Genomic DNA, 23,774 nt, shown 5'->3' with positions numbered 1-23,774 from the left:
TTTCGCAGATATTTTGATGGTTGATTCGCAAAAAGAAGAGGCTTGCCGACTGGCAAGCCTCTTCTTTTTAAACGATTGAGTCCGGAACATAACACAAATAAAATCTGTGACATCCAGGCATCTGCACTATCTGTGATTAGCTGTGCAGCCACTCTTTTTTGGCGGTCAGCTTCTCCTGCGACTCGCGGTAGTCGGGGTCGTCTACGCAGCAGTCAACGGGGCACACGGCGGCGCACTGGGGCTCCTCGTGGAAGCCCACGCACTCGGTGCATTTGTCCGATACGATGTAGTAGTACTCGTCGGAAATCGGGGTTTGCGGGGCCACGCCCGACACGGTCTGGCCGCCGTCAACGGTTACTTCCTTCAGCGTTGTGCCATCCGACCAGCGCCAGGCGGCACCGCCTTCGTAGATGGCCGTATTGGGGCATTCCGGTTCGCAGGCACCACAGTTGATGCACTCGTCGGTTATCATGATGGCCATAGCCTTCGAATCAGTTAAGTGAGCAGTCTGAACTAGAATACGCAGAAACAAACCAAACGGCAGTTTCTGCGGCACGCAAAAGTAGAAACTAACTGGAAGCCGTGCGAGTTTTTTGCGGCTGACGGCTGCGAAATACCGAATTTGCAGCCCCAACAGCCAACGACCGGCGGCCTAACAAGGCCGCAACGCGCCACTTTGTTTCCTTCCGCTATGCACCACCCCGACCGTCTTGCTGCTTTTGTGGCCCTGGGCCACTTCCTGCGTACCCTTTCTGCCGATGAGCTGGCCCACCTAGCAGCCCGGGCCCGCAACCAGAATGCTTGGTTTGACGCCCCCAACGTGACGGCCGCCATCCAGGGCATTGCCGCGATGCTGGCAGAGGAGCCGCTCCGGCACTGGGCCGCCCGCTACCCGGCCGAGCCCGCCACGCCCCGGCGAGTGGGCGTGGTGATGGCCGGCAATATTCCGCTGGTGGGTTTCCACGATGCGCTGTGCGTGCTGTTGAGCGGCCACACGCTGCTGGCCAAGCTCAGCAAAGACGACACCGTGCTCATGACCTGGATTCTGACGGAGCTGCAGCGGCTGGAGCCGCGCTTCGCCGCGCAGATTGTGCTGGCCGAGCGCCTCAACGCCGCCGACGCCTACATTGCCACCGGCTCCGACAACACGGCCCGCTACTTCGATTTCTATTTTGGCAAGAAGCCGCACATAATCCGGCGCAACCGCACCAGCCTGGCTGTGCTTACGGGCCGCGAGGAGCCGCACGACCTGGGCCTGCTGGGCGAAGACATCTTCCGGTACTACGGCCTGGGCTGCCGCAACGTGAGCAAGCTCTACGTGCCGCAGGGCTACGATTTCACCCCGCTTCTGGACTCGTTACAGCCCTGGCACCATGTGCCGGACCATCATAAATACCAAAATAATTACGACTACAATAAAAGCATTCTGCTCGTGAATCGGGTGCCACATTTGGACACCGGCTTCCTGCTGCTCACCGAAAATGCGCCGCTGGTTTCGCCTATTTCGGTGCTGCATTACAGCTTCTATACCAACGAAATAGACCTGGTTGACCAGCTGACCGACGTGGCCGCCCAGACCCAGTGCATCGTCTCGGCCAGGGGGCATTGGGCGGGCAGCTTTCCGTTCGGGCGGGCCCAGTCGCCGGCCGTCACGGACTATGCCGATGGTGTAGATACTATGGCCTTTTTGGCAGAATTGGCGTAAAATTAGCTACTTGAGTTGACCAGGATGGCGGTAGCGGCAGGCAGGCCCGACAAGGCGGGGCCAGTTCATGGTCGCTTCACGCAGCCACCAGCAATTTCCGGTTCTCTTTGGTTTCACTTTGCCTGTTTAGCCCCTACTACCATGTCGCCCGACCTCCCCGTAGCCACTGCCGAAGTAATCGACAAAGACCTGATTCCCAGCCTGCATTTTGCGGCTGAAGATGTGCTGTCCGATCCGGCCGCCATCAAGCACCGCCGCCACGATGCCGAGCGCGCCACCAGCCTCGGCAACAACTACCAAGGCAAGCTGGATATCTACTTTCAAACGGCCGATGGCGCCGTGAAACGCGTGTACACCACCATCTGGGCCACTCACCAAGACTACCTGACCCTCAAATCCGGCATTACGCTGCCCATCCACGCCGTGCTAGGATTCGACTTCTACTAATCACGGATTTAAGTGGATTAGTCGGATTTTGTGGACGATTGAAGTTCACTCAAAGCAAAAGAGGCTTGCCAACTGGCAAGCCTCTTTTGCTTAATGGACCAAGTGCATGCATATAGCACCGTCCACAAAATCCGATTAATCCGGCTAATCCGCTTAAATCCGTGATTACAGTCGGTCCAGGGTTTTCTGGATCAGATCGCCGATAACCTGCTCGGAGTTGGTGGCAAACTCGCCGGTGGCGCGGTTGGCCACAATAGCGTTCAGCGACACCACTTCGTGGCCCAGCAGGCGGCCCAAAGCGTAGTAGCCGGCTGTTTCCATCTCGAAGTTCGTGAGGCGGAACTCGCCTTCGGCGCTTTCGTGGCGGAAGTTCTGGAACTGCTCAATCAGGTTGGGAATACGCAGATCGAGGCGCAGCACACGGCCTTGCGGGCCGTAGAAGCCGGGGCAGGTGAGCGTGTTGCCGACCACCATACCGGCGCCCAGCTGCTCGCGTAGCAGGTCGTTGCCGCGCACGCAGTACGGGCGGTAGTCGAGGCCCAGGGCCTGCTGCACGCCAGCGCCGATGGCCACTTCCAGCCCGGTTTCCACCAATGGGTAGAACTGCATCAGCGAGTCGAGGCCCACGGCGTGCTCCGAAACCAGGTGCGAGCCAATCGGAATGTCGGCCTGCAGGGCGCCGCTGGTGCCCACGCGCACGATGCGCAGCGCAATGCGCTCCTCCAGCGGCCGCGGTTCCCGGGTCACGAAGTCGATATTCACCAGCGCATCCAGCTCGTTGAGCAGGATGTCGATGTTGTCGGTGCCCATGCCGGTGCTGATGACGGCCAGCCGCTTGCCCTTGTAGTAGCCCACGTGGGTTACAAACTCGCGCTTGCTGATGATTGTCTCAATCGAGTCGAAGTGCTGGCTGACCATCGGCACCCGCTCCGGGTCGCCCACCGTAATGATGGTGTCGGCAATGTGGTCGGGCTGCAGGTTGAGATGGTAAATGCTGCCGTCTTTATTGAAAATCAGCTCGGAATCAGGAATGGGCATGGGTGGGAGAGTTAGCGAGAGAAAGTTGTAAAAATCCAGACCGTCATGCTCGGCATGATGATCTAGGCTACTTAACCGGAGCCCGATACGAAATCAGGCCCTGCTCGGGGCGGTAGTGGTTGCTGATTTTGGGGTAGGTACCGGTGCCATCGTAGGGGCGCTTGGCGGGGTGCTCCTGGCAGGCCACCGAGCAGGCGCCTTCCAGCTGCTGGCCGCAGGCTTCGCAGAGCGGCACGTGGGCGTTGCAGGTCGGATTAGCGCAGTTCACCATCCGGTCGGAGGGCGTGTGGCAGTGGTGGCACTGGCTGATAACGGTAGGGTTGACGCTGTTCACGTCTACGGCCACGCGGCCATCGAACACGTAGCATTTGCCGTCGAAATCCTCACCGCCGGCCTCCAGGCCGTACTTGATGATGCCGCCGTGCAGCTGATACACGTCCTCGAAACCTTGCTCCAGCAGAAAGGCTGAGGCTTTTTCGCACTTGATGCCGCCGGTGCAGTAGGTCAGCACCTTCTTGCCCTTATACTGCTCCAGTTCGGCCACCTTGTCCGGGAACTCGCGGAAGTTCTCGATGTCGAGCGTCACGGCGTTTTTGAAGCGGCCCAGCTCGTGCTCATAATCGGAGCGCACATCCAGCACCACCACGTCGTCCTGGTCTTTCAGAGCCTTGAACTCTTGGGGCGACAGGTGGATGCCAGTGCGCTCGTAAGGCTTGATGTGAGGCAGCCCGACGTGCACGATTTCGGGCTTCACGCGCACGTGCAGCTTCTGGAACGTGTGAGCCGGCGCGTCTTCGATCTTGAATTCCAGCGCCGCAAAACGCGGGTCGGCCTTCACCTCCCGCATATACTCGGCGCAGTCAGCTACGGTGCCCGACACGGTGCCGTTAAGGCCCTCAGGCGCCACAATGATGCGGCCCCGCAGGTTCAGGCGCAAACACAGCCGGTGGTGCTCCTCGCGGAACTGTTCCGGATCGGCAATCGGCGTGTAGCAGTAATAGAGCAGAACGTGGTAGTCCATTTTTCGAATTAGTAATTAAGAATTAGCAATTAAGAATTGTAAAAGTCTACTGGTTATGCGTTGCACGTTGAACCAGCAAATCATCAATTCTCAATTACTAACTACTAATTAAACCTTGGCAGCAGGGTTGCCGAACACTGTCTGGTTGGCGGGCACGTCGGCCACTACCACCGAACCGGCTCCTACGCGGGCCTTGTTGCCGATCTTGACGCCGGCCACGATGATGGCACCGGCCCCGATGAATGCCTGCTCCCCTACCACCACGTCAGCGTTGAGGATGGCGCCGGCCCCCAACTGGGCGTAGTCGCCGAGGTCGGCGCGGGCATCGAGCACGGCGTTGGGCCCGATCAGGCAGCCGTTGCCCACTTTGGCGGTGCCGGATACCACGGCATTGGCTCCCACGAGGTTGCCGTGGCCCAGCCAGGCGTGCGGCGACACGCTGGCGCGCTGGTGAATGGCATTGACCGGCACGGCCTGGTATTCATCGTGGAGCATGCTGGTGAGGCTGCGGCGGCTGGCGGTGTCTTCAGTAGCCACGAAGACCTCGCACTTCTTGCCCAGCAGCTTCAGCAGCTCTTTGTCGTCGGTGTTGCCCATCACGGGCACGTCGAGCAGCTCGGTGTTTTGCAGCGCGGTATCGTCGTCGAGGAGGCAGTAGACCACCACCTCATTGGAGAGAAAAGCGTCGAGAGCGGTGATGCCCACCGTTTGGGCACCAAGTATGATTACAGGATTTTCCATGCGAAGCGAAATGCGGCCTAGGTAGGCCGGCAGAGTTCCAAACCGCAAATTTACGGATTCGTTCGCTGCCACGAAGCAGAGGCCGCCGGCTTTTCCGGCAGGGCCGCTACATTACTAGGCGGCGCAGCCAGCGCGCGGCGCCCTCGTGCTGCAGCGCCAGCCACACCAGATAGGGCAGCAGCGCCGCCCGGTAGCGGCTCAGGGTGCCCAGGTTGGGGCTGCTGAGCCCCAGTAGCGCGGCCAGCAACACACAGTACAGCAGCAGCACCAGCACCAACGCAAATGGCAGCCGGCCCGGCCTCCCCCGCAAGGTCTGCACCACTGACCACAGCAGCACCGCCAGCAGCGCCAGGTTTTCAAGCCCCGCCACCACGTAGAGCGCGCCGCCACCTTCCCAGGGCCAGGGCCGCGCCAGCGCCGCCCCGATAGCCGCGGGCGTGTGCGCCAGCACATTTTCGCCGGTGGGCCGCAGATCTGGGTACTCGATGCGCGGCCGGCCGGCGGACTTGGCATATAGCTCGCGGTAGTTGGTGAGCAGGCGGCTAGTGAAGCGGTTCATGGTGAACACCGGGCTTACCTGCCCCACTACAAACACGCCGCCCGCCAGCAGCAGCCCCAGCAGCAGTACCTGCCCCCAGCGGCGGCGCAGTCCGCCCAGCCACTGCCCCGTCCGGATGGCGGCCAGCCCGGCCAGCGCCGCCAGCAGCAGCCCCGCAAAAAAGAACCGGGCCTCGAAGTGCAGCGCCGCCAGCGCCAGCAGCGCCAGCCATTGCCACAGGCGCAGCTTTTCCGAGCCATACAGCCACTGCAGCACCAGCGCCACCACGGCGGCACCGCTGCCTACCAGCACGCTTTCCTTGGTGAGGCCCGCCGTCCAAAACAGCACGCTGGGCCACAGCAGAAAGCCCACCAGCACCGCCCCGGTGGGCGTGTCCGGGAACAGGCGGCGCACGGTGCGGGCCAGCTCCCAGCCCGCCACAAAGCAGAACAGACTGGCATACAACCCCGAAACCCACAGGCTGCCCACCGCCCCCAGGTTCAGCATCGACACGACCTTATACATGAAGAACGTGTTGGAGAAGCCGTGAAAGACGACGTGCCAGTCGTGGAAATGAAACTCGTTGCCGAGCGCCGTGTGCAGCCAAGCCACCGGGCTTTCCCAGAGCTGCCGGCTAAGGGCGTTGCCGAAAAGCTGCATGTGTCCGGAGTCGGCGCTAGGGCGCCAGCTGGCCGCCGCCCAGGCCAGCAGCTTTAGGCCCAGCAGCGGCAGCAGCCAGCGGCCTAGCCCGGCCTCCGTGAGCCGGGGCCGCAGCCAGCGCCACAGCAGCAGCAGCAGACCCGCATTGAGCACAAGAGCCAGCAGCAGCTTCACGAAACAGCCGGGGTTCGTTGCAAAATCCGGCTGCCGATGGCGCAGTGCAGGCAGCAACGCGGCGTGCAGTAGCCGCGGTGCAGCGCCAGCAGCCCCTGCGAGTCGGCGGCGCTGCGGTGGCCGAAGCCCTGGGTTGCGTAGGCGTCGGTAATGTGGTTGTGCTCGGCGGGCAGCTCGCTGAGCAGCGCCACGGCGCTTTCCACCAGCTCCGGCTGGCCTACGTGCCGGGCATAGGCCACCCGCAGCGGCACCACTACATTGGTTATCAGCACCTGCACGCTGCTTTTGCCCAGCGCCGGCACCTTGCCGGGCACGCCGGGCCGGAAGTGCTGCCGCCAGTAGTCGGTGGTCGGGGCCTGGAAGAACTGGGTGAGGGTACGGACGTCGGCGGCCGTGAGTAGGGCGTCGAACAGCGCGGGGCGGGAGTGCAGCACGGCGGCCAGCTGGGCCAGCCGCACCGGCGCGAAATTGGCTGGCCGCAGCCGCAGGAAGTTCCACTCATGCGCCTCCAGCGCCGTGCCGTGCAGGCTGTACTTGTGCTGCAGAAACGCAAACTCCTGCCGCAGCCCGGCCAGATAGGCATCGTGGCGGGTGGCGTCAGTTTCAGCCAGGAAGCCGGCCTGCCCGAACAGCAGGGCCTCTAGCTGCCGCGCATCGTGGCGGTGGCGGCGCACGATACTTAGCGGCAGGGCCTTGGCCAAGCGGGCCAGCGGCTCACTGTTTTTCTGAAAGCCGAAAGCCGCCGCCAGCGTGTGGTAGGCGGTGGCCTCCCAGTCCTGCCCCAGCCGCTGATGCAGCTCTTCCACCACTTGGGCTTTCTGCTCCACCCGCTCCAGCAATGCCCGTTCCACCATGCTCATGCGCGTTACGGCCGGCACCGTGCTCAGCAGTGGCGCGCACGGCAGCGCATCGGGAGCCTCGGCCGTGGCTAGCAGCTTCTCGTAGGTGGTCAGTAGCGTGGACGCCACGCGCGGGGCCAGCGCCAGCGCGGGTACTTCGCTGCCGTCGAGGCGCTGCACGGCCTGATCAGCTTCGTACACCACGTGCAGCACCACTTGGTCGTATTTGGGGTCGTGCTGGTGCTGGTGGCGGTGCCAGTCGGAGGCGCGCAGATGGATTTCCACCGCGCCGTTCCACTCCACTTCGCCCAGCTGCAAGCGGGCGTTCAGGAAGTCGGGGCCGGCGTCGGGGTTGCGCATGCCGGGGCGCAGCACGGTTATCGGCTGCTCATCGGTGGTGCACAAATCGGTTTTATCGAAATACTGATGCTGCCAGACGTAGTGGAGGAAATCTTCTTGCATAGCGCCACCCATAAAGTACGGACGGGCAAGATACTGGGAAACCGCACGCTTTGGGCAGCCTGCGCTGCACGGCGGCGTGTCTCCCCAAACGAAACCGGCCCGCCTCCTGTAGGGAAGCGGGCCGGTTTCGTTTGGCAGAAGCAATTAGCGCAGGTCGATAACCTTCACGCCTTTGTATTTCGACTTGTCGAAGTTGAACGTGGTGGCATCCACGGGCACGTTCGGGGTAAACTTGTTGATCTTGAAGGTATAGCGGTTGCCGTTCTTCTTGAACATCTGCCAGCTCTTCACCGACTTGTCTACCTTGCTCACCTTCAGACGCACCTTGAACACGGGGTTGCTGCGGTCTTCCGGCGACAGCTCAATCACGTCCACGGCCTCACCGTTTTCCTTGGCTTCCTGCACGTAGGAGTACTTGTAGCCTTTCTTATAGAGCGTGTAGATCTGCGAAGGCGAGATTTCCTGTTCGTCGGCCTCGAAGTCCGAGATGTTCACCTCGTTTTCCGACTTCATGTATGTCCAGACTGTCTGGCCGTTGTTGATGACCTCCTGGCCGCTGATTTTCAGCCGGAACTTCTGGCCGCTCACCAGAATGTCGCCGCTCAGGTTTTCCTTCACCTTTGTGGCGTCGTTTTCCAGCGTCTGGGTGAAGTTAGCCCGGAAAGCTTTCATGGCCTGATACTTGGCGCTCATCTGGTCGAGAATCTTGCCGGCTTTGGGGTCCTGCTGCGCAGAAGCAGCCGACGAGAGCGACACGGAAAGAGCAAGCAGGGCGAGGTATTTTTTCATTGCAAAAAGGTGGTGATTCGGTAGGTTGAGTACAGAGACGTGTAGCAGGCCAGTTTGTTTACTTCTAAACCAAAAGAAGTGGTAAAACCTCCCTGGCGTGGCTGGAAACAGCTGCTGGCGCTTACTTGGGCAGGGTATTCAACAACTGTTCCAAACTGTACTCGTCCGGAATTAATACTTCGCGGGCCTTGCTGCCCTCAAACGGCCCCACGATGCCGGCGTGCTCCAGCTGGTCGATGAGGCGGCCGGCGCGGTTGTAGCCGAGCTTCAGGCGGCGCTGCAGCAGCGAGGTGCTGCCCTGCTGGTGCGTGACGATAACGCGGGCCGCTTCCTCGAACATGGCGTCGCGCTGCGAGGGGTCCATGTCTTCCATGTCGCCGCTGCCGCCGCCGCTTTCGCCCACCACTTCGGGCAGCAGATAGGCGTCGGGGTAGCCCTGCTGCTCGCCGATGTAGTCGCAGAGGCGGTCCACTTCGGGCGTGTCGATGAACGCGCACTGCACCCGGATGATGTCGGAGCCTTGAGAAATCAGCATGTCGCCCTGGCCCACCAGCTGGTCGGCGCCACCGGCGTCGAGAATGGTGCGCGAGTCGATTTTGCTGGTCACCTTGAAGGAAATCCGGCAGGGGAAGTTGGCCTTGATGATGCCGGTAATGACGTTGACGCTGGGGCGCTGGGTGGCCACAATCAGGTGAATACCGATGGCGCGGGCCAGCTGCGCGAGGCGGGCAATCGGGGTTTCCACCTCCTTGCCGGCGGTCATCATCAGGTCGGCCAGCTCGTCAATCACCAGCACGATGAAGGGCATGAAGCGGTGGCCCTTCTTGGGGTTGAGGCGGCGCTCGATGAACTTTCGGTTGTACTCCTTGAGGTTGCGGCAGCCGGCGTCCTTGAGCAGGTCGTAGCGGCGGTCCATTTCCATGCACAGCGAGTTGAGCGTGTTCACCACCTTCTTGGTGTCGGTGATGATGGCCTCGTCGGTGTCAGGCAGCTTGGCCAGGAAGTGGCGCTCAATCTTGTTGAAGATGCTCAGTTCCACCTTTTTGGGGTCAACGAGCACGAACTTGAGCTGAGCCGGGTGACGCTTGTAAAGCAGCGAGGCCAGAATCACGTTCAGACCCACCGATTTACCCTGGCCGGTGGCCCCGGCCATCAACAAGTGGGGCATCTTGGCCAGGTCCACCACAAACACCTCGTTGGTAATGGTGCGGCCGAAGGCAATCGGCAAATCCATTTCGGTGTGGGCGAACTTCTCGGTGGCGAAAACCGACCGAATACTTACCATCTCCTTCTTGGTATTCGGCACCTCGATACCGATGGTACCCTTGCCCGGAATCGGGGCGATAATCCGGATGCCGAGGGCGGCGAGGCTCAGGGCAATATCGTCTTCGAGGCTTTTGATTTTGGAGATGCGCACCCCGGCGTCGGGCACGATTTCGTAGAGCGTGACCGTGGGGCCGATGGTGGCCTTGATGCTGGCGATGTTGATGCCGTAGTGGCCCAGCGTCTCCACAATGCGGTCCTTGTTGGCCTCCAGCTCTTCCTTGGTTACCTGCGCCTTGGCCACGCCGTAGTCGTTGAGCAACTCCAGCGTGGGGTACTGGTAGCGCGAGAGGTCCAGCGTGGGGTCGTAGTTGACGGCGGGCATGGTGTCCATGTCCTCGTCATCGTCGGCAATGCGGGCCATGTCGGCGCCGGCGGCGGGGTCCAGCTCGCCGGGCTTCTCAGTAATCTGCAGGGCCGGTGCTTCGATGTTGGTTGTTCGTTGCTCGTTGTTTGTGATGGGCAGCGGCGTGTCGTCGTCTACGAGGTCGGAGAGGGAAAGCGGCGTGGGCACCCGCGACGGAGCCACGGCCAGCGGCTCCGGGTCGGCGGGCGCTTCGATGGAGAAGCTGGGGCCTTTGGGGGCGGCAGCAGTAGCACCTCCGGCAGCCATGGAAGCCGCGGCGCTGGCCGCGCTTACCGTGGCACCGGCCGCCGCTACGCTCATGGGCACGGCCGTGCCAGCCGCGGTGGCCAGGGTGGCGGCACCGGCGCCAACAACAGCAGCGGTGGCCGGCGCCACGCTGAACGCGGGCGAAGCCACCGGACCGGTCGTTACGGTCGGCGCGTCGGGCATGGTGTAAGGTTCATCTTCCGGCTCGTCCTCGGTGAAAGCAGCAGCGGGGGCCACGACCACGGGGCGCGTATCGCGCACCACGAAGCCCATATCCGGCTCCGGCTCGTCTTCCTCGAAAGGTGCCGTGGCCGCCATAGCCGGGCGCGCCGACTGCTCGGCGGCGGCAGGCTCCAGGTCCGGCTCCTCCCCTTCTGCCCCAAAGCGCGGCAGCGTCACGGACGTAACGTTGAAGAAGAACACCACGAAGGAAATCAGCAGGAAGGCCAGCAGCAGCACCGTGCCCCAGCCGATGAGGCTATCGAGCCAGACGGCGGCTTCATAGCCGATGCCGCCGCTCAGGAAGTCGAGGCGGTAGCCCAGGGTGGGGTCGGCGTCGGGGGCCTGCATAGTGAGCACCACGTAGCCCAGCAGCACGCTCAGCCAGCCCATAATGAACAGGCACAGCGCCAGCACGTAGCTCACCGACACGCCCGCGCGCCGGAACACAATCTTGTAGCCCAGGAAGAAGACAATCGGAATCAGGGCGAAGGCCGCCACGCCGAAGCCCTTGTAAATCAGCAGTTGAGCCAGAAAAGCCCCCACCAGTCCCAGCCAGTTGCCCGACTGCTGCCCGGCTTCCTTCACCGGCGTATGGTCGAGGCCTTCCACCACGCTCTGGTCGGCGTGGCCGGTGAACAGGAACGAGAAGAAGGCAAAGGTCAGGTAGAGTGAGGCCAGCAGGAAAAAGAAGCCCAGAAACAGCTGAAACCGCCGGTCGCGCAGGAAGCCAAACATGGCGCCCAGGTTCAACGACGGCAGCTTCAGGGGCTTACGCGGCGGCTTGGGGGCCGCCTTTGGCTCGGCCGAGGCCCGGCGGTTTTCGCGGGGCGCGGCCGGTTCGGGCGCGGCCGAGCGAGGCTGCGGGGCACGGGTTGGCCGGGGCTCATTAGCCCGGCTGGGATGGGTTGCGTCTTGCTTGTAGGTATTTTTTGCCATTCTCACGCGCCAAAGGGCCAAATCTAGGCAATTGTTGGTGGATTCAGCGGATTCGTGGATTGGTGGGTTGATGGAGTGATGGAGGCGAAAATCCAGAACGTCATTCCGAGCGGAGCGAGGAATCTCGCGAGCTGACGTTGTATTCGTGGTTCAACATCAGCATGCGAGATTCCTCGCTCCACTCGGAATGAGGTGCTATTTCCACCAGCCCGCCAATCCATCACTCCACCTCATACAGCCAGATGTGCCAATAAGCGTTAGGCTGGCCGAACTCGCCGGCCAGCCGCAATCCGCTGCGGGCAGGCGTAGCCAGCCGGGCCGCCGACAGCACGTAGCGCCCGCCCAGCTGCCGGAAAGCAGCGGCATCGAAGGCGAAACTCTGCACTGTGCGTTGCTGAAACGCACCCACCCGGAAATCCTTGCCTAGCTCACTGGAAAACAGGTAGCAGCGGTTGCCCCAGGCATCGAAGTAGCGGCGCAGGGTGTCATTTTTAGCCAGCTCCCCCGCTATTATTGGGCGGAAGCGGTGCTTGTAGGGCAGCGGGTAGTTGTTCTGATAAGAGTCGAGAGTGTAGAAGTTGTTGAGCTGGGCCACGGCTGGCGGCAAACCCAGGCTGGCCACGCGGTACTGCGCCGGTTCCAGGCCCGTTTGCTGCCGGATGGCCTGCTGCACCTGCTCAAACAGCTCCGGAGCCACGTAGGCCATATAGTTGGGCTCATGCGGATTGGGGCGGCCGGCCAACTCGCGCAGATTATTGAGCCACTCCGGATTCATCCCCAGCCCGATCAGCAGCTGCAGCCCTACCACCACCGCCTGCCAGCGGCCACTCAGGTAGCGCAACGCCAACGCCAGCAGCCAGAACCACAGCAGCGGCGCCAGAAAATGCAGCCGCCCGAAGTTGAACACGCCCAGAATCGGCAGCCGATGCTGCCCCCAGGACACCAGCTGCGGATAGAAGCCGCTGAACACCGCCAGCGCCGCCAGCGCCAGCAGCCAGCCGCCCAGTTGCCGCGCCCGCGTCGCCCGCTGCCCGGCCGGGGCCAACGCCACGGCGGCCGCCACGGCCAGCAGCACCGCCACCCGCAGAAACCGGCTGGCGTGGTACTGCCCGAACAGAAAAAACTGAACGGCGCCGCGCAACCCCGTTTTCAGACCCAGCGGCGTCAGCTGAGCCAAGTCGAACTCCACGCGGTGCGGCACAAACTGCCGGGCCACCAGCAGCGAATAGAACAGCGGCCACTCCACTACTAGGTACACAGCCAGCAATAGAAGCAGCGCGCCCAGGAAGGGCCAGTGGGGCCGCCCCTGCCGCCACCAGTCATGCAGCCAGAGGGCGCCCAGCGCCGCCAGCACAAACGGCCCTACAAACACGAACATCGTCCAGAGCGGAAAGGCGGCAATCAGCAGCCAGTGCCACCACCGGGCCGCGCCGCGCCGCACGGCCAGAAACGCCAGCAGCAGCGCCGGTTGCCCCAGCACCGACAATCCGTACATCGAGTAGAGCGGCAGCAACGCCCAGGCCAGTACCACTCCGGCTGCCACCCGCCGCTGCCGCCGCTCAGGCAGCAGCTCCTGCCGCAGTAGTGCATATAAGGCCAGCAGCCCCAGCAGCCGCACTAGGGCCTGCTGCACCAGATAGGCGGCCCATGGCGGCAGCAGGGCAAACAGCCCAACCGTGGCGCTCAGGCCCGGGCGCAGGGCGTTGCGGGGCAGCCCGTCCATCAGGGCCGGCACCACAGTCTGCGGGCGGTAGTCCAGCGCAACCCCTTGCTGCACAAGCAGATATGGAATATTCAGCTCCGCATCCAGATTATCGTCGATGGTAACGTAACTGTGAGCCCGCAAAATGCCGTATGGAAGTACAAACAGCAGCAAGCCCAGCACCGCCAGCACCAGCGGCGGAAGCCGAAACGAATCAGAAGGATTTGAAGCAGGCACGAAAAACAGGTTTGCTGCAAAAGTACCCCGCCGCGCCCGAACCTTTCCGACCACACCAATTGCAATGCTCAGTTAGGACTGTATCCACTCCTGCCCCGCATTGTCCCATGACTATCATTTCGCCATCTGCCTCCGAGAAACAATCGTTCTGCCAGGTTGAATACGACGCGCGCAATCATTGGCTGCGCACCACCTGGTACGGCTTCGTAAATCCACAGCAAGCTCTCCAGAGCATTGTTTCGCACCTCGACCTGCTCAGCAGTCCTTTAGCACCCCTCTTTCTCAACGACAACAGCCGGGTGCTCAATCCCTGGTTTGACTCGCTGACGTGGCTGCGCTACGTGTGGGAAAGCACCAATACGCCCCCGCCATCCTGCGTGGCCCACGTCATGCAGCCCGGCGCCAGCGCCAACGTCGGCGACCTGGACACCAGCTGGACACGCAACGCCGGCACCGACCTGCAGCTGTTCGAATCGGTGTGCGAGGCCGAAGAGTGGCTGCACACCTGCCAGCACAAGCTGCGCTAACGGCTTTTTGTGAAGGCCAGACGGCCTAGAAAGGCGTGCTCCACTTGGGGTCGGTGTATACGTTGGTGCCCGTCAGCGTTTTCAGAAAGGCCGACAGCGAATTCACCTCGGCGGCCGTCAGGTTCAGCTTCTGGCCGAAGCCGTTGGGGCGCAGGCGTGGGTCCAGGCGGTTGTTGCCGGGCGCCAGGTTGATGGTGCCGTAGTGGCCGATGGCCGCCTGCAGCGTGGTGATGCCCCCGGTGTGCATGAGCTGAGTATGCAGGTTGCCGCTGCCATTGAGCATGTCGCGCAGCGTGGGCACGCGGGTGTTGTTCACGTCGATGCCTGTGCCGTTCAGCACCCCAATGATGCCGTTGTTGCCGGTGTTGGGGTCGATGTCGAACTCCGGGGCGTTGTGGCAGCCGTTGCAGCCCAGGCCGCCGGCTATGCGGTTGCCGGTGGCGTCGAAGACGGGCGGCGCCAGAAACAGGTTCTTTCCCGCGTTTTCCTGGGCCGTGAAGTTGGCGAAGTTCTGCTGGTCGTTGGCGGCCAGCGCCCGGCCCGCATCATAGCGCGAATCAAACGACTGGATGCTGCGGATAAACTGCGCCAGGCACTCTTGCAGCTTCGGCTCGGTGATGGTGGGGCTGCCGTAGGCAAACTGAAACAGCTCCTGGTAGTAGCCCATGCCCTGCAGCTTGCTCAGCAGCGCCGCCATGTTGGGCCGGCCGCTCTGGCCGCTAAAGCCCATTTCGGCGTGGTCCTTAATGGGCTGCGTGGCCTGCTCCTCCAGCGAGCTAGCCCGCTCATCCCAGAAAAACTTGGTTTCCCGGCCAAACCGCGCATTTACCAGGCGCATGGCGTGTCGGCCGGTCAGGCCGCCACTCACGCCTTTGCTGGCCAGCTCGGCATCCCCGAAGGCCAGCTCCTGCCGGTGGCAGCTCCCGCACGATACTGTATTGTCGATGCTCAGGCTCTTGTCATAGAACAGCACCCGGCCCACCGTGGCCTTCTCGTTGCTGATGCGGTTGCTGCCGGTGTTATCTTTGGTGATGTAGGCCGGCCGGGGCTGGTTGGCGTAGTCGGCCAGCTGGTTGAGGTCGAGCTTGCTGCCGAAAGCGGCTTTCACGGCTTCGTAAGTGGGCTGCGTGGTTTCGCTTGAATCTTTGGCGCACTGCTGGAAAAGTACCACCGTCAGAAACAGGGCGGCGGACGTTCGTAAAGCTTTCATGGAGGGATAAAAATGGAGGCAGACAGTTGCCGGGCCGGGTTACTTCGACAATGTGCCAGTAACCCGGTTTAATCCCTATATATTGTATTTATTATTTATTTACTAATCGGCACCAAAAAACCGTCGGAAAGCAGACCGAATATGAGGCTGCTTTCCGGCGGCATTACCTGACCGAGGCCACTCAGCTGCGCGGATGAAAGGCCGTAATCACCTGCCGCAGGTAGTCGCGGTCGAGGTGGGTGTAGATTTCGGTGGTCGTGATGCTTTCATGGCCCAGCATTTCCTGCACGGCCCGCAGGTCGGCGCCGCCTTCTATGAGGTGCGTGGCGAAGGAATGCCGGAACGTGTGCGGGCTGATGCTCTTGCGCACCCCAGCCTTATCGGCGGCGGCTTTAATGACCGTGAACACCGTGACGCGCGACAAGCTGCTGCCGCGCTTGTTAAGAAACACGAAGTCCTCGTGGCCCGGCTTGATGTCGAGGTGGCAGCGGATGCCTTGCAGGTAGAGCCCCAGGTGCTTCAGCGCGTCGCGCCCGATGGGCACCAGCCGCTCCTTATTGCCTTTGCCGGTCACGCGCACGAAGCCTTGATCGGCGTAGACGTTGGACAGGCGCAGGCCAGTCAGCTCGCTCACGCGCAGGCCCGAGGAATACAGCACTTCCAGCATAGCGCGGTTGCGGGTGCCTTCGGGCGTGCTCAGGTCGATGCCGTCCAGCAGCTGCACGATTTCGTCGTAGCTGAGCGTGTCGGGCAGCTTGCGGCCGGTTTTGGGCGCTTCCAGCGTATCGGTGGGGTCGTGCGTGAGCAGGTCCTCCATAATCATGAAGCTGAAAAAGGCCTTGATGCCGGACAGAATGCGCGCCTGCGAGGTGGCACTCAGCCCCAGTTCGCCGAGGTAGGCCAGAAATTCGCGCAGCAGCTCGGCCGTCACTTCCTTGGGCGAATTGGGCAGGTGCCGGATTTGCAGGAAGTGGTGCAGCTTGCTTACGTCGCGCACGTAGGCTTCCACTGAATTGCCCGACAACGACTTCTCCAGCTGCAGATAGCCTTCAAACTGCCGAATAGTAATGGACCAGGTGGACATCTGTGTAGGGCTTAGGGAATAGGGCCTGGGGCTCAGGCCACGTGCATAGCCGGGCAGTATTGCCGCGAATATTGTTTTGTGGTCGCAAGTTTAACGAAGCGTAATTTGCCGTCGCCAATTAATCAGCCAGTGCACCCGCCTCACTGAGCCTAAGCCCCAGGCCCCATTCCCTAAGCCCCATACATGCAGCTTCTCATTCTCAACGGCCCCAACCTCAACCTGCTCGGCCGCCGCGAGCCGGGCATCTACGGCACCCGCTCCTTCGAAGACTACCTGCCCGAGCTGCGCGCCGCCTTTCCGGAAGTACAGCTGGAGTATTTCCAGAGCAACCACGAGGGCGAGCTGCTCGACAAGCTGCACGAAGTGGGCTACACCTACCACGGCATCGTGCTCAATGCCGGCGGCTACACCCACACCAGCGTGGCCCTCGCCGACGCCGTGGCCGCCATCAATACGCCCGTGGTGGAAGTGCACCTGAGCAACCTGCACGCCCGCGAGGAATTCCGGCAGCGCAGTCTGCTGGGCAAGCACTGCATCGGCAGCATCAGCGGCTTCAAGCTGGAAAGCTACCGCATGGCCGTGCAGTATTTCGAAAGCCAGCGCCCCAAGCGCATGGGGTTTAAGGTGTGATTTTTGACCGATGAGGTGATGGGGTGAATGGTGATGAGGTGAATGGTGACAGGTTAGAACGTCATTCCGAGCAGCGCGAGGAATCTCGCGTGCTGACGTCTGAGCAACACTGCACCATCAGCACGCGAGATGCTTCGGCTGCGCCTCTGCATGACGTTCTAACCTGTTACCCTTCACCTCGTCACTTCTGTCCCTCATCACCCCATCCCCTCATCACTACCTTTGCACTTCTCCTCTAGCCTCACTACACCTATGTATACATTCAATCCCGGCCCTTCGCAGGTGTACCCCCAGGTACGCCAGTATCTTCAGGACGCTTTCGACGAGGGCTGGCTCTCGGCCCCGCACCGCGGCGAGCGGTTCACGGGCCTCATGCGCCAGACCGTGCAGGAGCTAAAAAACAAGCTCAACGTGCCTCAGGACTACACCGTGTTCTTCATGGGCTCGGCCACGGAGTGCTGGGAAGTGCTGACGCAGAGTCTCACGCCGCGCAAAAGCTTTCACCTCTACAGCGGGGCCTTCGGCGAGAAATGGTACGAGTACGCCAAGGCCCTGCGCCCGGCCTGCGTCGGCTACCCGTTTGGTATTGATGAGGTGCCCGACGTGGCAGCCCTGCCCCTACCCGACTCCGAAACCGACTTGGTCTGCATCACCCAAAACGAAACCAGCAACGCCACCCAGCTGCGCGACGGCTTCATCCTGAACCTCTACAACCGCCTCGGGCAGGCGCTGCTGGCCGTCGATGCCACCTCGTCGATGGCGGGCGTGCAGCTCAAGTTCATCAAGGCCGATATCTGGTTTGCGTCGGTGCAGAAGTGCTTCGGGCTGCCGGCAGGCTTGTCGGTGATGATTCTGTCGCCGCGGGCCGTGGCGCGGCTGCGCGACCAGAACGAGCGGGCCCACTACAACTCGCTCACGTCGCAGTACGAGAAGATGCTGAACTGGCAGACCACTTACACGCCCAACGTACTGGGTATCTACCTGCTCAGCCGCGTCCTGCACGACCGGCCGGCGCTGAAAGCCGTGCACCAGCACCTGCAGGAGCGCGCCACCAAGCTCTACGACTACTTCGAGCAGGCCACCCAGCTCACGCCCCTGGTCACGAACCCCGAAACCCGCTCCACCACCGTCATTGGCCTGCAGGGCCCGCCCGCCCTCATCGACGAGGTGAAGCGGCGCGCCCTCACCCAGGGCCTGCAGCTCGGCAACGGCTACGGCACTTGGAAAAGCAACAGCCTGCGCATCGCCAACTTCCCGGCCATCCCCGACGCGGCCTTCGAGCAGCTGGTGCAGTTCTTCGCCCGCGAGTTTGCCTAATGGCGGGTTGGTGGGTTGATGGATGAGTGGAGTGTCTGCATCGTCTATCCCCATCCGCCAATCCACCATTTCACCCATCCTCTATGTTCAGTCTCAAAGAAATCTTCTCCGTCACGCTCACGCTGTTTGCCGTGATTGATATTCTGGGTTCCATCCCGATTATCATCCAGATTCGGCAGCGCGAAGGCCAGATTCACTCCGAGAAAGCCACCCTGGTGGCGGGCGTGCTGATGGTGGTGTTCCTGTTTCTGGGGCAGAGCATCCTGAGCTTGTTCGGGGTTGATTTCCAGAGCTTCGCGCTGGCGGGCGCCATCATCATCTTCCTCATTGGCATGGAGATGATTCTGGGCATCGAGCTGTTCCGGCACAATCCGCTGGCGGCCTCGGGCTCCATTGTGCCGCTGGCGTTTCCGCTTATCGTGGGCGCCGGCACCATGACCACGCTTCTTTCCTTGCGGGCTGCCTACCAGCTGCCCAACGTGCTGGCCGGCATTGTATTGAATCTGGTGTTTGTGTACGGCGTGCTCAAAAGCTCCGCCTGGATTGAGCGCAAGCTCGGCAAGGCCGGCGAAGACATCCTGCGCCGCGTGTTCGGCGTGATTCTGCTGGCCATTGCCATCAAGCTGTTTAAAAGTAACTTCTAAAGATGGCTAAATGGCTGAATTGTCTAATTGTTGGTCGTTCAGGAAAGATCTACAGAACAATCAGCCATCTATTAATTCAGCCATTCAACCAGTAACGCATGATTTACCTGTTTACCGACGGCTCCTCGCGCGGCAACCCGGGGCCGGGCGGCTACGGCGCCATTCTGCGCTTCGGCCAGCACGAGAAAGAGCTGACCCAGGGCTTCCGCCTCACCACCAACAACCGCATGGAGTTGCTGGCCATCATCGTGGGCCTGGAGGCCATCAACCGCCCCGAGCTGCCCATCACCGTCGTGACGGACTCCAAGTACGTGGTGGATTCGGTGGAAAAGAAATGGGTATTCGGCTGGCTCAACAAGCCCGATTTCGGCAAAAAAGCCAACGAAGACCTTTGGCGGCGCTTCGTAAAGGTGTACCGCCAGCGCACCGTGCACTTCAAATGGGTGCGCGGCCACAACGGCCACCCCGAAAACGAGCGGTGCGACCAACTCGCCGTGCGCAGCGCCACCGGCGGCGGCCTGCTCATTGACGACGGCTATGAATTGATTGAGGCGCGGCGTGCAGGGTAAATCCTTACCTTTGCCCTCAGTGATGAGTCGCTCCACCGCGGCGCCGCAAGGCGACGAGGAAAGTCCGGGCAACACAGAGCACCCTGCTTCCTAACGGGAAGGACCGGGAAGTGTAACGCAACCCGGGACAGCCAGTGCCACAGAAAATACCGCCTACGTTGCCCTCGGGCAGCCGGTAAGGGTGAAAAGGTGCGGTAAGAGCGCACCAGCGGCTGGGTGACCAGTCCGGCTGGGTAAACCTCAGGGGTTGAAAGACCAAATAAGCTGGCACGCGTCCTGCGCGGACGTACCGGGCGGCTCGTCCGGGGCCAGCGGGTAGGTTGATGGAGCCTTTCCGCGAGGACTGGCCTAGATAAATGGTGGAGGCGCGGCCTTTCGGGGCAGCGTACAAAACCCGGCTTACAGACTCATCACCACGGCTTTCGGCCGCCGCAGCTTCGGGTGCGGCGGCCGTTTTGGCGTTTTGTCATTCTGCGCCATCTGTCATCCTGAGCTTGCGAAGGACCTTGTCACGTCTGAACGACATCGTTCGGAAGTAATCCAAACGTGATAAGGTCCTTCGCAAGCTCAGGATGACAGATGGCGCAGCATGATAGAAAAGGCATCGTTTGCGCCCTTGTTTTCGTTACTTTCGCTGCCCAACTTCCTTTGCTTATGCCCCGCATTCTTATAATCGACGACGAAAAGGCCATCCGCCACACGCTCAAGGAAATTCTGGAGTACGAAAGCTACCAGGTCGACCAGGCCGAGGACGGCCCCACCGGCCTCGACATGCTCATCCGCGACAAATACGACGTGGTGCTCTGCGACATCAAAATGCCCAAAATGGACGGCATTGAGGTGCTGGAGCGGGCCCGCATTGTGGCGCCCGACGCAGCTTTTATCATGGTATCGGCCCACGGCAACGTGGAAATGGCCGTGGATGCCACCAAGAAAGGCGCCTACGATTTCCTGCAGAAGCCACCAGACCTGAACCGCCTGCTCGTGACGGTGCGCAACGCCCTGGACCGCACCAAGCTGGTGGCCGAAACCAAGACGCTCAAAAAGAAAGTCGCCAAAAGCTCGGAGATGATTGGCTCCTCGGCGGAGCTAGGGGCCGTGCGCAAGGCCATCGAGAAGGTAGCCCCTACCGATGCCCGGGTGCTGATTACGGGTCCCAACGGCGCCGGCAAGGAGATGGTAGCACGCCAGTTGCACGAGCTCAGCAACCGCGCCGGCGGCCCGCTGATTGAGGTGAACTGCGCCGCCATTCCGTCGGAGCTGATTGAGTCGGAGCTGTTCGGGCACGAGAAAGGCTCGTTCACGTCGGCCGTGAAGCAGCGCATCGGCAAGTTCGAGCAGGCTGACGGTGGCACGCTGTTTCTGGACGAAATCGGCGACATGAGCCTTTCGGCCCAGGCCAAGGTGCTGCGGGCGCTGCAGGAAAACAAGATTACGCGGGTAGGCGGCGAAAAGGAAATCAGCGTGAACGTGCGCGTGCTGGCCGCCACCAACAAAAACCTGCTGCAGGAAATTGCCGACCGCAACTTCCGCGAAGACCTCTACCACCGCCTCTCGGTCATCCTGATTCAGGTGCCGGCCCTCAACGACCGCCGCGACGACGTCCCGGAGCTGATTGAGAAGTTCCTCAAGGACATTGCCGCCGACTACGGCAACAAGCCCAAGAAAATCGACGCCGCCGCCCTCGACTACCTCAAAGGCCTCGACTGGCGCGGCAATATCCGGGAGCTGCGCAACGTGGTGGAGCGCCTCGTGATTATGAGCGACGACACCATATCTGCCGCCGACGCTAAAGCATTTGCCGGCAAATAGCTACCAGCGGCCGCTAACCATTTGCTAGCGGCTGCGGTTTTCATTCCAAGTATATACAACGCGGGCCAGTTGCCGGGTACAGTTCCGGTGGCTGGCCCGCGTTGCTGTCCGCCTTCCTATTTTGCCCGATTCAAGCCATGCAGGAGTTTTTCGATAACCTACTGGGTATACAGGCAACGGCCGATACCATCACCATCGGGCAGACATGCGCGCGGGCCGTGCTGGTGTTTCTGGTGGCCCTGGTGCTGCTGCGGCTGTCAGGTCGGCGCACCTTCGGTGGCAACAGCGCCCTCGATATGGTGGTGAAGTTTATGTTTGGGGCGTTGCTCAGCCGCGTTATTATTGCCGATGCGCCGATGGGCGTCACGTTCACGGCGGCGGCGGCGCTGGTGGCAGTCCACCGGGCCCTGGCGTATGCGGTGTATTTTTCGCCGCTGCTGCGCAAGCTGGTGAAGGGCTCCGACTCCATCCTGGCGGAAGGCGTCACCATTCATCAGCAGGAACTAGCCCGGGCCAGCGTGAGCGAGCAGGAGCTCCGGGCCGGCGTGCGCGCCACTGCCAACACCGACGACCTGTCCACAACCAAAGTGGTCCGCCTGGAGCACGACGGCACGATTACCGTTGTGAAGAAGTGAATTGTCATTCCGAATGGAGTAAGGAACCTGAGTAGAGCGAGACGCAATATTTTGCGTCTCGCCGTTGCTGATGTTGTTCAACCGGCACAGTTCCAGTCGTTCAACGACAAGACGCAAAATATTGCGTCTCTACATCGGGCTGCCGGCCAAAGATCAACTCACCCAGATTCCTCGATTTGCTCGGAATGACAATTTAGCTGCCGGCCATCTGATTGCAGCCGCGCACGTCGGAGTTATCCATCCGGCCCAGCACTTCAAACGAGCCATCGGGGTGCATGCGGGCCAGGTCCTTGGTTTCGATGAAGGCGCAGCTGTCGATGTTGGCCAGGTCGATGACGTTGAGGGCGCCGTCGGGACGGGTGGCGCTGACGGAGAACGGGTCGGCGGGGTCGCGGAGCAGGATGTGCAGCTGAGGGGGCGCGTGGAAACGGCCGTCGCCGAAGCTATAGGCCTGGCTCAGCATTTCCGTCATGCCGTACTCGGAGTGGATGCCGGCCGGTCCGAAAGCCTGCTGCAGCTCAGCGTGCAGCTCTTCCCGAATCATCTCTCGGCGGCGGCCCTTCATGCCGCCGGTTTCCAGCACCGTGATGTGCTGCAACTCCGGCGCGGCCCCATATTTGGCGGCCAGATCCAGCAGCGCGTAGCTCACGCCAAACAGCAGCACCCGGCGGCCGGCCGCTTTAGCCTCGGCCAGAGCCTGCAGCAGCGCGGCGTGGTCGTGCAGGAAAAACGCGTCCTGCCCCTGCCCCGACTCCCGGGCAAAATACTCCACCATGGCCACCAGCGACGAGTGCCCCTGCTCCAGGTACGAGGGCAGCAAAGCCAGAAACGTCCACTCGGTGAGGGGGCCGTAGAACTGCCGGAAGATGTGCGCAGCGTTCTGGCGGTAGAGGTGCGGGGCGCGCAGGAGGTGGCGGCTGCGCTGCTGCAGGGTGGTGCCGCTGCTTAGAAACGTTTCCTGCGGCTCCCACCCGGCCGGCTCGGTGCGGACTTCCTGGGTTTTGAAGAACTCGATGGGCAGAAACGGTATGTCTTCGAGCCGCGAAACCTGCCGCATGTCGCGGCCGAGGGCGGAGAGGTAGGCGGCGTAGGGCGGGCAGTGCTCGGCCTGATGCCGGAACAGGCGCAGGGCGGCGGCTGGCGCGGTTTCGGGCGTCAGGTGGGGCAGCTCAGCCAGGTATTCGGTGCGGAAACTCATTGGGGCTCGGCGGGGTTAGCAGAGAGAATAACAATTGCCGGGCGGCTTCGTTGAGAAATCGTACCTTTTGCCTTCCACAAGGCTATTTTCGCCTCACAACAGCTAGTTATTATGACCATGTTTCGTACGCTTCGTCTGGGTTTGGGGCTGGCAGCGGCCAGCGTAGCGGTAGGTTCATGCATCAGCCCGCCGGAGTTTCCGGAGACGCCCAGCATTGAGTTCAAGTCGCTGACCGTGGCGCGCCAGCTCCCAAACCCCGGCGACACCACTCCCGCCGACAGCGTGATTATCACGCTGGGCTTCAAGGACGGCGACGGTGACCTGGGCCTCACTCAGGAGGAGTATGAAAACCCGCCATACCAGCGCCTCAACGCCGACGGCACGCTCAACCCCAACCACTGGAACTACATTATCAAGCTATTTGTGAAGAACAGCGCTGGCCAGTTTGTGCCCTATACCCGCACGCCCAATGGTCTGGAAATCCGGCCTGAGGCATATTACGGGCAGTTTCCGCACTTGGAGCCCAACGCTGATAAGAAAGCACCGCTGGAAGGCGACCTGCGCTTTGGCCAGCGCCTCTCACTGGGCTCCCCATTCTTCCCTGGCCAGGAAGTGCGCTACGAAATCACCATCAAGGACCGCGCCCTCAACACCAGCAACACAGTCACAACCAGCAGCTTTGTAGTAGTGAGGTAGTTTTT

Annotated in this window: 22 protein-coding genes and 1 other RNA gene; 11 read left to right on the top strand and 12 right to left on the bottom strand. The window is 61.7% G+C overall.

Features of this window, described 5'->3' with window-relative positions; genetic code table 11:
- Positions 1 to 136: 136 nt before the first annotated feature.
- Positions 137 to 481 carry a 4Fe-4S dicluster domain-containing protein gene (locus tag O9Z63_RS04730; protein ID WP_044013009.1) on the bottom strand — a complete coding sequence of 115 codons (345 nt, stop codon included), beginning with the start codon at positions 479 to 481 and terminating at the stop codon, positions 137 to 139.
- Between the two features lie 210 nt (positions 482 to 691).
- Between O9Z63_RS04730 and O9Z63_RS04725 the strand changes: the two genes are divergently transcribed.
- Both O9Z63_RS04725 and O9Z63_RS04720 read left to right on the top strand, forming a co-directional pair.
- Positions 692 to 1,705 (top strand): acyl-CoA reductase, encoded by a 1,014-nt coding sequence (locus tag O9Z63_RS04725; protein ID WP_270128177.1) that lies wholly within the window; start codon positions 692 to 694, stop codon positions 1,703 to 1,705.
- A gap of 141 nt (positions 1,706 to 1,846) precedes the next feature.
- Complete coding sequence (locus tag O9Z63_RS04720; protein WP_044013011.1) at positions 1,847 to 2,152, top strand: hypothetical protein; 306 nt, start codon at positions 1,847 to 1,849, stop codon at positions 2,150 to 2,152.
- A gap of 165 nt (positions 2,153 to 2,317) precedes the next feature.
- Here O9Z63_RS04720 and O9Z63_RS04715 read toward each other — a convergent pair whose 3' ends face one another.
- The 8 genes from O9Z63_RS04715 to O9Z63_RS04680 all read right to left on the bottom strand — a co-directional run bounded on the left by O9Z63_RS04715 (position 2,318) and on the right by O9Z63_RS04680 (position 13,447).
- On the bottom strand, positions 2,318 to 3,190 hold the full coding sequence (locus O9Z63_RS04715) for a nucleoside phosphorylase (protein WP_270128176.1): 873 nt from the start codon (positions 3,188 to 3,190) through the stop codon (positions 2,318 to 2,320).
- A 67-nt stretch (positions 3,191 to 3,257) separates the two neighbouring features.
- Positions 3,258 to 4,211 (bottom strand): oxygen-dependent tRNA uridine(34) hydroxylase TrhO, encoded by a 954-nt coding sequence (trhO, locus tag O9Z63_RS04710; RefSeq protein ID WP_270128175.1) that lies wholly within the window; start codon positions 4,209 to 4,211, stop codon positions 3,258 to 3,260.
- Positions 4,212 to 4,319: 108 nt separating this feature from the next.
- Positions 4,320 to 4,952 carry a NeuD/PglB/VioB family sugar acetyltransferase gene (locus tag O9Z63_RS04705; RefSeq protein ID WP_044018134.1) on the bottom strand — a complete coding sequence of 211 codons (633 nt, stop codon included), beginning with the start codon at positions 4,950 to 4,952 and terminating at the stop codon, positions 4,320 to 4,322.
- A 106-nt stretch (positions 4,953 to 5,058) separates the two neighbouring features.
- Positions 5,059 to 6,324, bottom strand: coding sequence for a hypothetical protein (locus O9Z63_RS04700; RefSeq protein WP_270128174.1), 1,266 nt, complete (start codon positions 6,322 to 6,324; stop codon positions 5,059 to 5,061).
- Positions 6,321 to 7,625, bottom strand: a complete 1,305-nt coding sequence (locus O9Z63_RS04695) for a DUF2851 family protein (RefSeq protein ID WP_270128173.1) — start codon at positions 7,623 to 7,625, stop codon at positions 6,321 to 6,323. The genes O9Z63_RS04700 and O9Z63_RS04695 overlap by 4 nt, the downstream gene beginning before the upstream one ends.
- 144 nt (positions 7,626 to 7,769) lie before the next feature.
- Positions 7,770 to 8,414: a LolA family protein gene (locus O9Z63_RS04690; protein WP_270128172.1), complete on the bottom strand. Its 645-nt coding sequence runs from the start codon at positions 8,412 to 8,414 to the stop codon at positions 7,770 to 7,772.
- Positions 8,415 to 8,535: 121 nt separating this feature from the next.
- Positions 8,536 to 11,508 (bottom strand): FtsK/SpoIIIE family DNA translocase, encoded by a 2,973-nt coding sequence (locus O9Z63_RS04685; RefSeq protein ID WP_270128171.1) that lies wholly within the window; start codon positions 11,506 to 11,508, stop codon positions 8,536 to 8,538.
- A gap of 220 nt (positions 11,509 to 11,728) precedes the next feature.
- Complete coding sequence (locus O9Z63_RS04680; protein ID WP_270128169.1) at positions 11,729 to 13,447, bottom strand: DUF6044 family protein; 1,719 nt, start codon at positions 13,445 to 13,447, stop codon at positions 11,729 to 11,731.
- Between the two features lie 107 nt (positions 13,448 to 13,554).
- Here O9Z63_RS04680 and O9Z63_RS04675 point away from each other — a divergent pair, with 107 nt between their 5' ends.
- Complete coding sequence (locus O9Z63_RS04675) at positions 13,555 to 13,974, top strand: hypothetical protein (protein WP_270128168.1); 420 nt, start codon at positions 13,555 to 13,557, stop codon at positions 13,972 to 13,974.
- Between the two features lie 25 nt (positions 13,975 to 13,999).
- Here O9Z63_RS04675 and O9Z63_RS04670 read toward each other — a convergent pair whose 3' ends face one another.
- Together O9Z63_RS04670 and xerD are read right to left on the bottom strand one after the other, a co-directional pair.
- Complete coding sequence (locus O9Z63_RS04670) at positions 14,000 to 15,184, bottom strand: cytochrome-c peroxidase (protein ID WP_270128167.1); 1,185 nt, start codon at positions 15,182 to 15,184, stop codon at positions 14,000 to 14,002.
- A gap of 181 nt (positions 15,185 to 15,365) precedes the next feature.
- The gene (gene xerD / locus O9Z63_RS04665) at positions 15,366 to 16,268 is read right to left on the bottom strand and encodes a site-specific tyrosine recombinase XerD (RefSeq protein WP_270128165.1); all 903 of its coding nucleotides are present in this window, start codon (positions 16,266 to 16,268) and stop codon (positions 15,366 to 15,368) included.
- 183 nt (positions 16,269 to 16,451) lie between these two features.
- Here xerD and aroQ point away from each other — a divergent pair, with 183 nt between their 5' ends.
- The 7 genes from aroQ to O9Z63_RS04630 all read left to right on the top strand — a co-directional run bounded on the left by aroQ (position 16,452) and on the right by O9Z63_RS04630 (position 21,875).
- The gene (gene aroQ / locus O9Z63_RS04660) at positions 16,452 to 16,898 is read left to right on the top strand and encodes a type II 3-dehydroquinate dehydratase (RefSeq protein ID WP_270128164.1); all 447 of its coding nucleotides are present in this window, start codon (positions 16,452 to 16,454) and stop codon (positions 16,896 to 16,898) included.
- Between the two features lie 252 nt (positions 16,899 to 17,150).
- Positions 17,151 to 18,215 carry an aminotransferase class V-fold PLP-dependent enzyme gene (locus tag O9Z63_RS04655; RefSeq protein ID WP_270128163.1) on the top strand — a complete coding sequence of 355 codons (1,065 nt, stop codon included), beginning with the start codon at positions 17,151 to 17,153 and terminating at the stop codon, positions 18,213 to 18,215.
- Between the two features lie 83 nt (positions 18,216 to 18,298).
- Positions 18,299 to 18,859, top strand: a complete 561-nt coding sequence (locus tag O9Z63_RS04650; RefSeq protein WP_270128161.1) for a MarC family protein — start codon at positions 18,299 to 18,301, stop codon at positions 18,857 to 18,859.
- A gap of 98 nt (positions 18,860 to 18,957) precedes the next feature.
- Positions 18,958 to 19,428, top strand: a complete 471-nt coding sequence (gene rnhA, locus O9Z63_RS04645; RefSeq protein WP_044013038.1) for a ribonuclease HI — start codon at positions 18,958 to 18,960, stop codon at positions 19,426 to 19,428.
- Between the two features lie 19 nt (positions 19,429 to 19,447).
- Positions 19,448 to 19,846: RNase P RNA component class A (gene rnpB, locus O9Z63_RS04640), an RNA gene on the top strand.
- A 236-nt stretch (positions 19,847 to 20,082) separates the two neighbouring features.
- A complete protein-coding gene (locus O9Z63_RS04635) occupies positions 20,083 to 21,240 on the top strand; it encodes a sigma-54-dependent transcriptional regulator (protein WP_270128159.1) in 1,158 nt (385 codons plus the stop codon).
- A gap of 137 nt (positions 21,241 to 21,377) precedes the next feature.
- On the top strand, positions 21,378 to 21,875 hold the full coding sequence (locus O9Z63_RS04630) for a YetF domain-containing protein (RefSeq protein WP_270128158.1): 498 nt from the start codon (positions 21,378 to 21,380) through the stop codon (positions 21,873 to 21,875).
- A gap of 193 nt (positions 21,876 to 22,068) precedes the next feature.
- Here the strand turns inward: O9Z63_RS04630 and O9Z63_RS04625 are convergent, their stop codons facing one another.
- Positions 22,069 to 23,073 (bottom strand): acyl transferase, encoded by a 1,005-nt coding sequence (locus O9Z63_RS04625; protein ID WP_270128156.1) that lies wholly within the window; start codon positions 23,071 to 23,073, stop codon positions 22,069 to 22,071.
- A gap of 117 nt (positions 23,074 to 23,190) precedes the next feature.
- Here O9Z63_RS04625 and O9Z63_RS04620 point away from each other — a divergent pair, with 117 nt between their 5' ends.
- Entirely contained in the window at positions 23,191 to 23,769 is a 579-nt protein-coding gene (locus tag O9Z63_RS04620; protein ID WP_270128155.1) for a hypothetical protein, read from the top strand.
- The last annotated feature ends 5 nt before the right edge of the window (positions 23,770 to 23,774 follow it).

Origin of the sequence: Hymenobacter yonginensis, from assembly GCF_027625995.1 — a bacterium.
GTDB lineage: Bacteria > Bacteroidota > Bacteroidia > Cytophagales > Hymenobacteraceae > Hymenobacter > Hymenobacter yonginensis.
Note: the sequence above shows the minus strand (reverse complement) of the source record. Positions and strands in the feature narration are given on the sequence as shown.

What these genes read in the sequence shown, in the direction of transcription:
- O9Z63_RS04730 (WP_044013009.1), bottom strand. Translation starts at nt 481, where the DNA reads ATGGCCATCATGATAACCGACGAGTGCATCAACTGTGGTGCCTGCGAA.
- O9Z63_RS04725 (WP_270128177.1), top strand. Translation starts at nt 692, where the DNA reads ATGCACCACCCCGACCGTCTTGCTGCTTTTGTGGCCCTGGGCCACTTC.
- O9Z63_RS04720 (WP_044013011.1), top strand. Translation starts at nt 1,847, where the DNA reads ATGTCGCCCGACCTCCCCGTAGCCACTGCCGAAGTAATCGACAAAGAC.
- O9Z63_RS04715 (WP_270128176.1), bottom strand. Translation starts at nt 3,190, where the DNA reads ATGCCCATTCCTGATTCCGAGCTGATTTTCAATAAAGACGGCAGCATT.
- trhO (WP_270128175.1), bottom strand. Translation starts at nt 4,211, where the DNA reads ATGGACTACCACGTTCTGCTCTATTACTGCTACACGCCGATTGCCGAT.
- O9Z63_RS04705 (WP_044018134.1), bottom strand. Translation starts at nt 4,952, where the DNA reads ATGGAAAATCCTGTAATCATACTTGGTGCCCAAACGGTGGGCATCACC.
- O9Z63_RS04695 (WP_270128173.1), bottom strand. Translation starts at nt 7,625, where the DNA reads ATGCAAGAAGATTTCCTCCACTACGTCTGGCAGCATCAGTATTTCGAT.
- O9Z63_RS04690 (WP_270128172.1), bottom strand. Translation starts at nt 8,414, where the DNA reads ATGAAAAAATACCTCGCCCTGCTTGCTCTTTCCGTGTCGCTCTCGTCG.
- O9Z63_RS04685 (WP_270128171.1), bottom strand. Translation starts at nt 11,508, where the DNA reads ATGGCAAAAAATACCTACAAGCAAGACGCAACCCATCCCAGCCGGGCT.
- O9Z63_RS04675 (WP_270128168.1), top strand. Translation starts at nt 13,555, where the DNA reads ATGACTATCATTTCGCCATCTGCCTCCGAGAAACAATCGTTCTGCCAG.
- O9Z63_RS04670 (WP_270128167.1), bottom strand. Translation starts at nt 15,184, where the DNA reads ATGAAAGCTTTACGAACGTCCGCCGCCCTGTTTCTGACGGTGGTACTT.
- xerD (WP_270128165.1), bottom strand. Translation starts at nt 16,268, where the DNA reads ATGTCCACCTGGTCCATTACTATTCGGCAGTTTGAAGGCTATCTGCAG.
- aroQ (WP_270128164.1), top strand. Translation starts at nt 16,452, where the DNA reads ATGCAGCTTCTCATTCTCAACGGCCCCAACCTCAACCTGCTCGGCCGC.
- O9Z63_RS04655 (WP_270128163.1), top strand. Translation starts at nt 17,151, where the DNA reads ATGTATACATTCAATCCCGGCCCTTCGCAGGTGTACCCCCAGGTACGC.
- O9Z63_RS04650 (WP_270128161.1), top strand. Translation starts at nt 18,299, where the DNA reads ATGTTCAGTCTCAAAGAAATCTTCTCCGTCACGCTCACGCTGTTTGCC.
- rnhA (WP_044013038.1), top strand. Translation starts at nt 18,958, where the DNA reads ATGATTTACCTGTTTACCGACGGCTCCTCGCGCGGCAACCCGGGGCCG.
- O9Z63_RS04635 (WP_270128159.1), top strand. Translation starts at nt 20,083, where the DNA reads ATGCCCCGCATTCTTATAATCGACGACGAAAAGGCCATCCGCCACACG.
- O9Z63_RS04630 (WP_270128158.1), top strand. Translation starts at nt 21,378, where the DNA reads ATGCAGGAGTTTTTCGATAACCTACTGGGTATACAGGCAACGGCCGAT.
- O9Z63_RS04625 (WP_270128156.1), bottom strand. Translation starts at nt 23,073, where the DNA reads ATGAGTTTCCGCACCGAATACCTGGCTGAGCTGCCCCACCTGACGCCC.
- O9Z63_RS04620 (WP_270128155.1), top strand. Translation starts at nt 23,191, where the DNA reads ATGTTTCGTACGCTTCGTCTGGGTTTGGGGCTGGCAGCGGCCAGCGTA.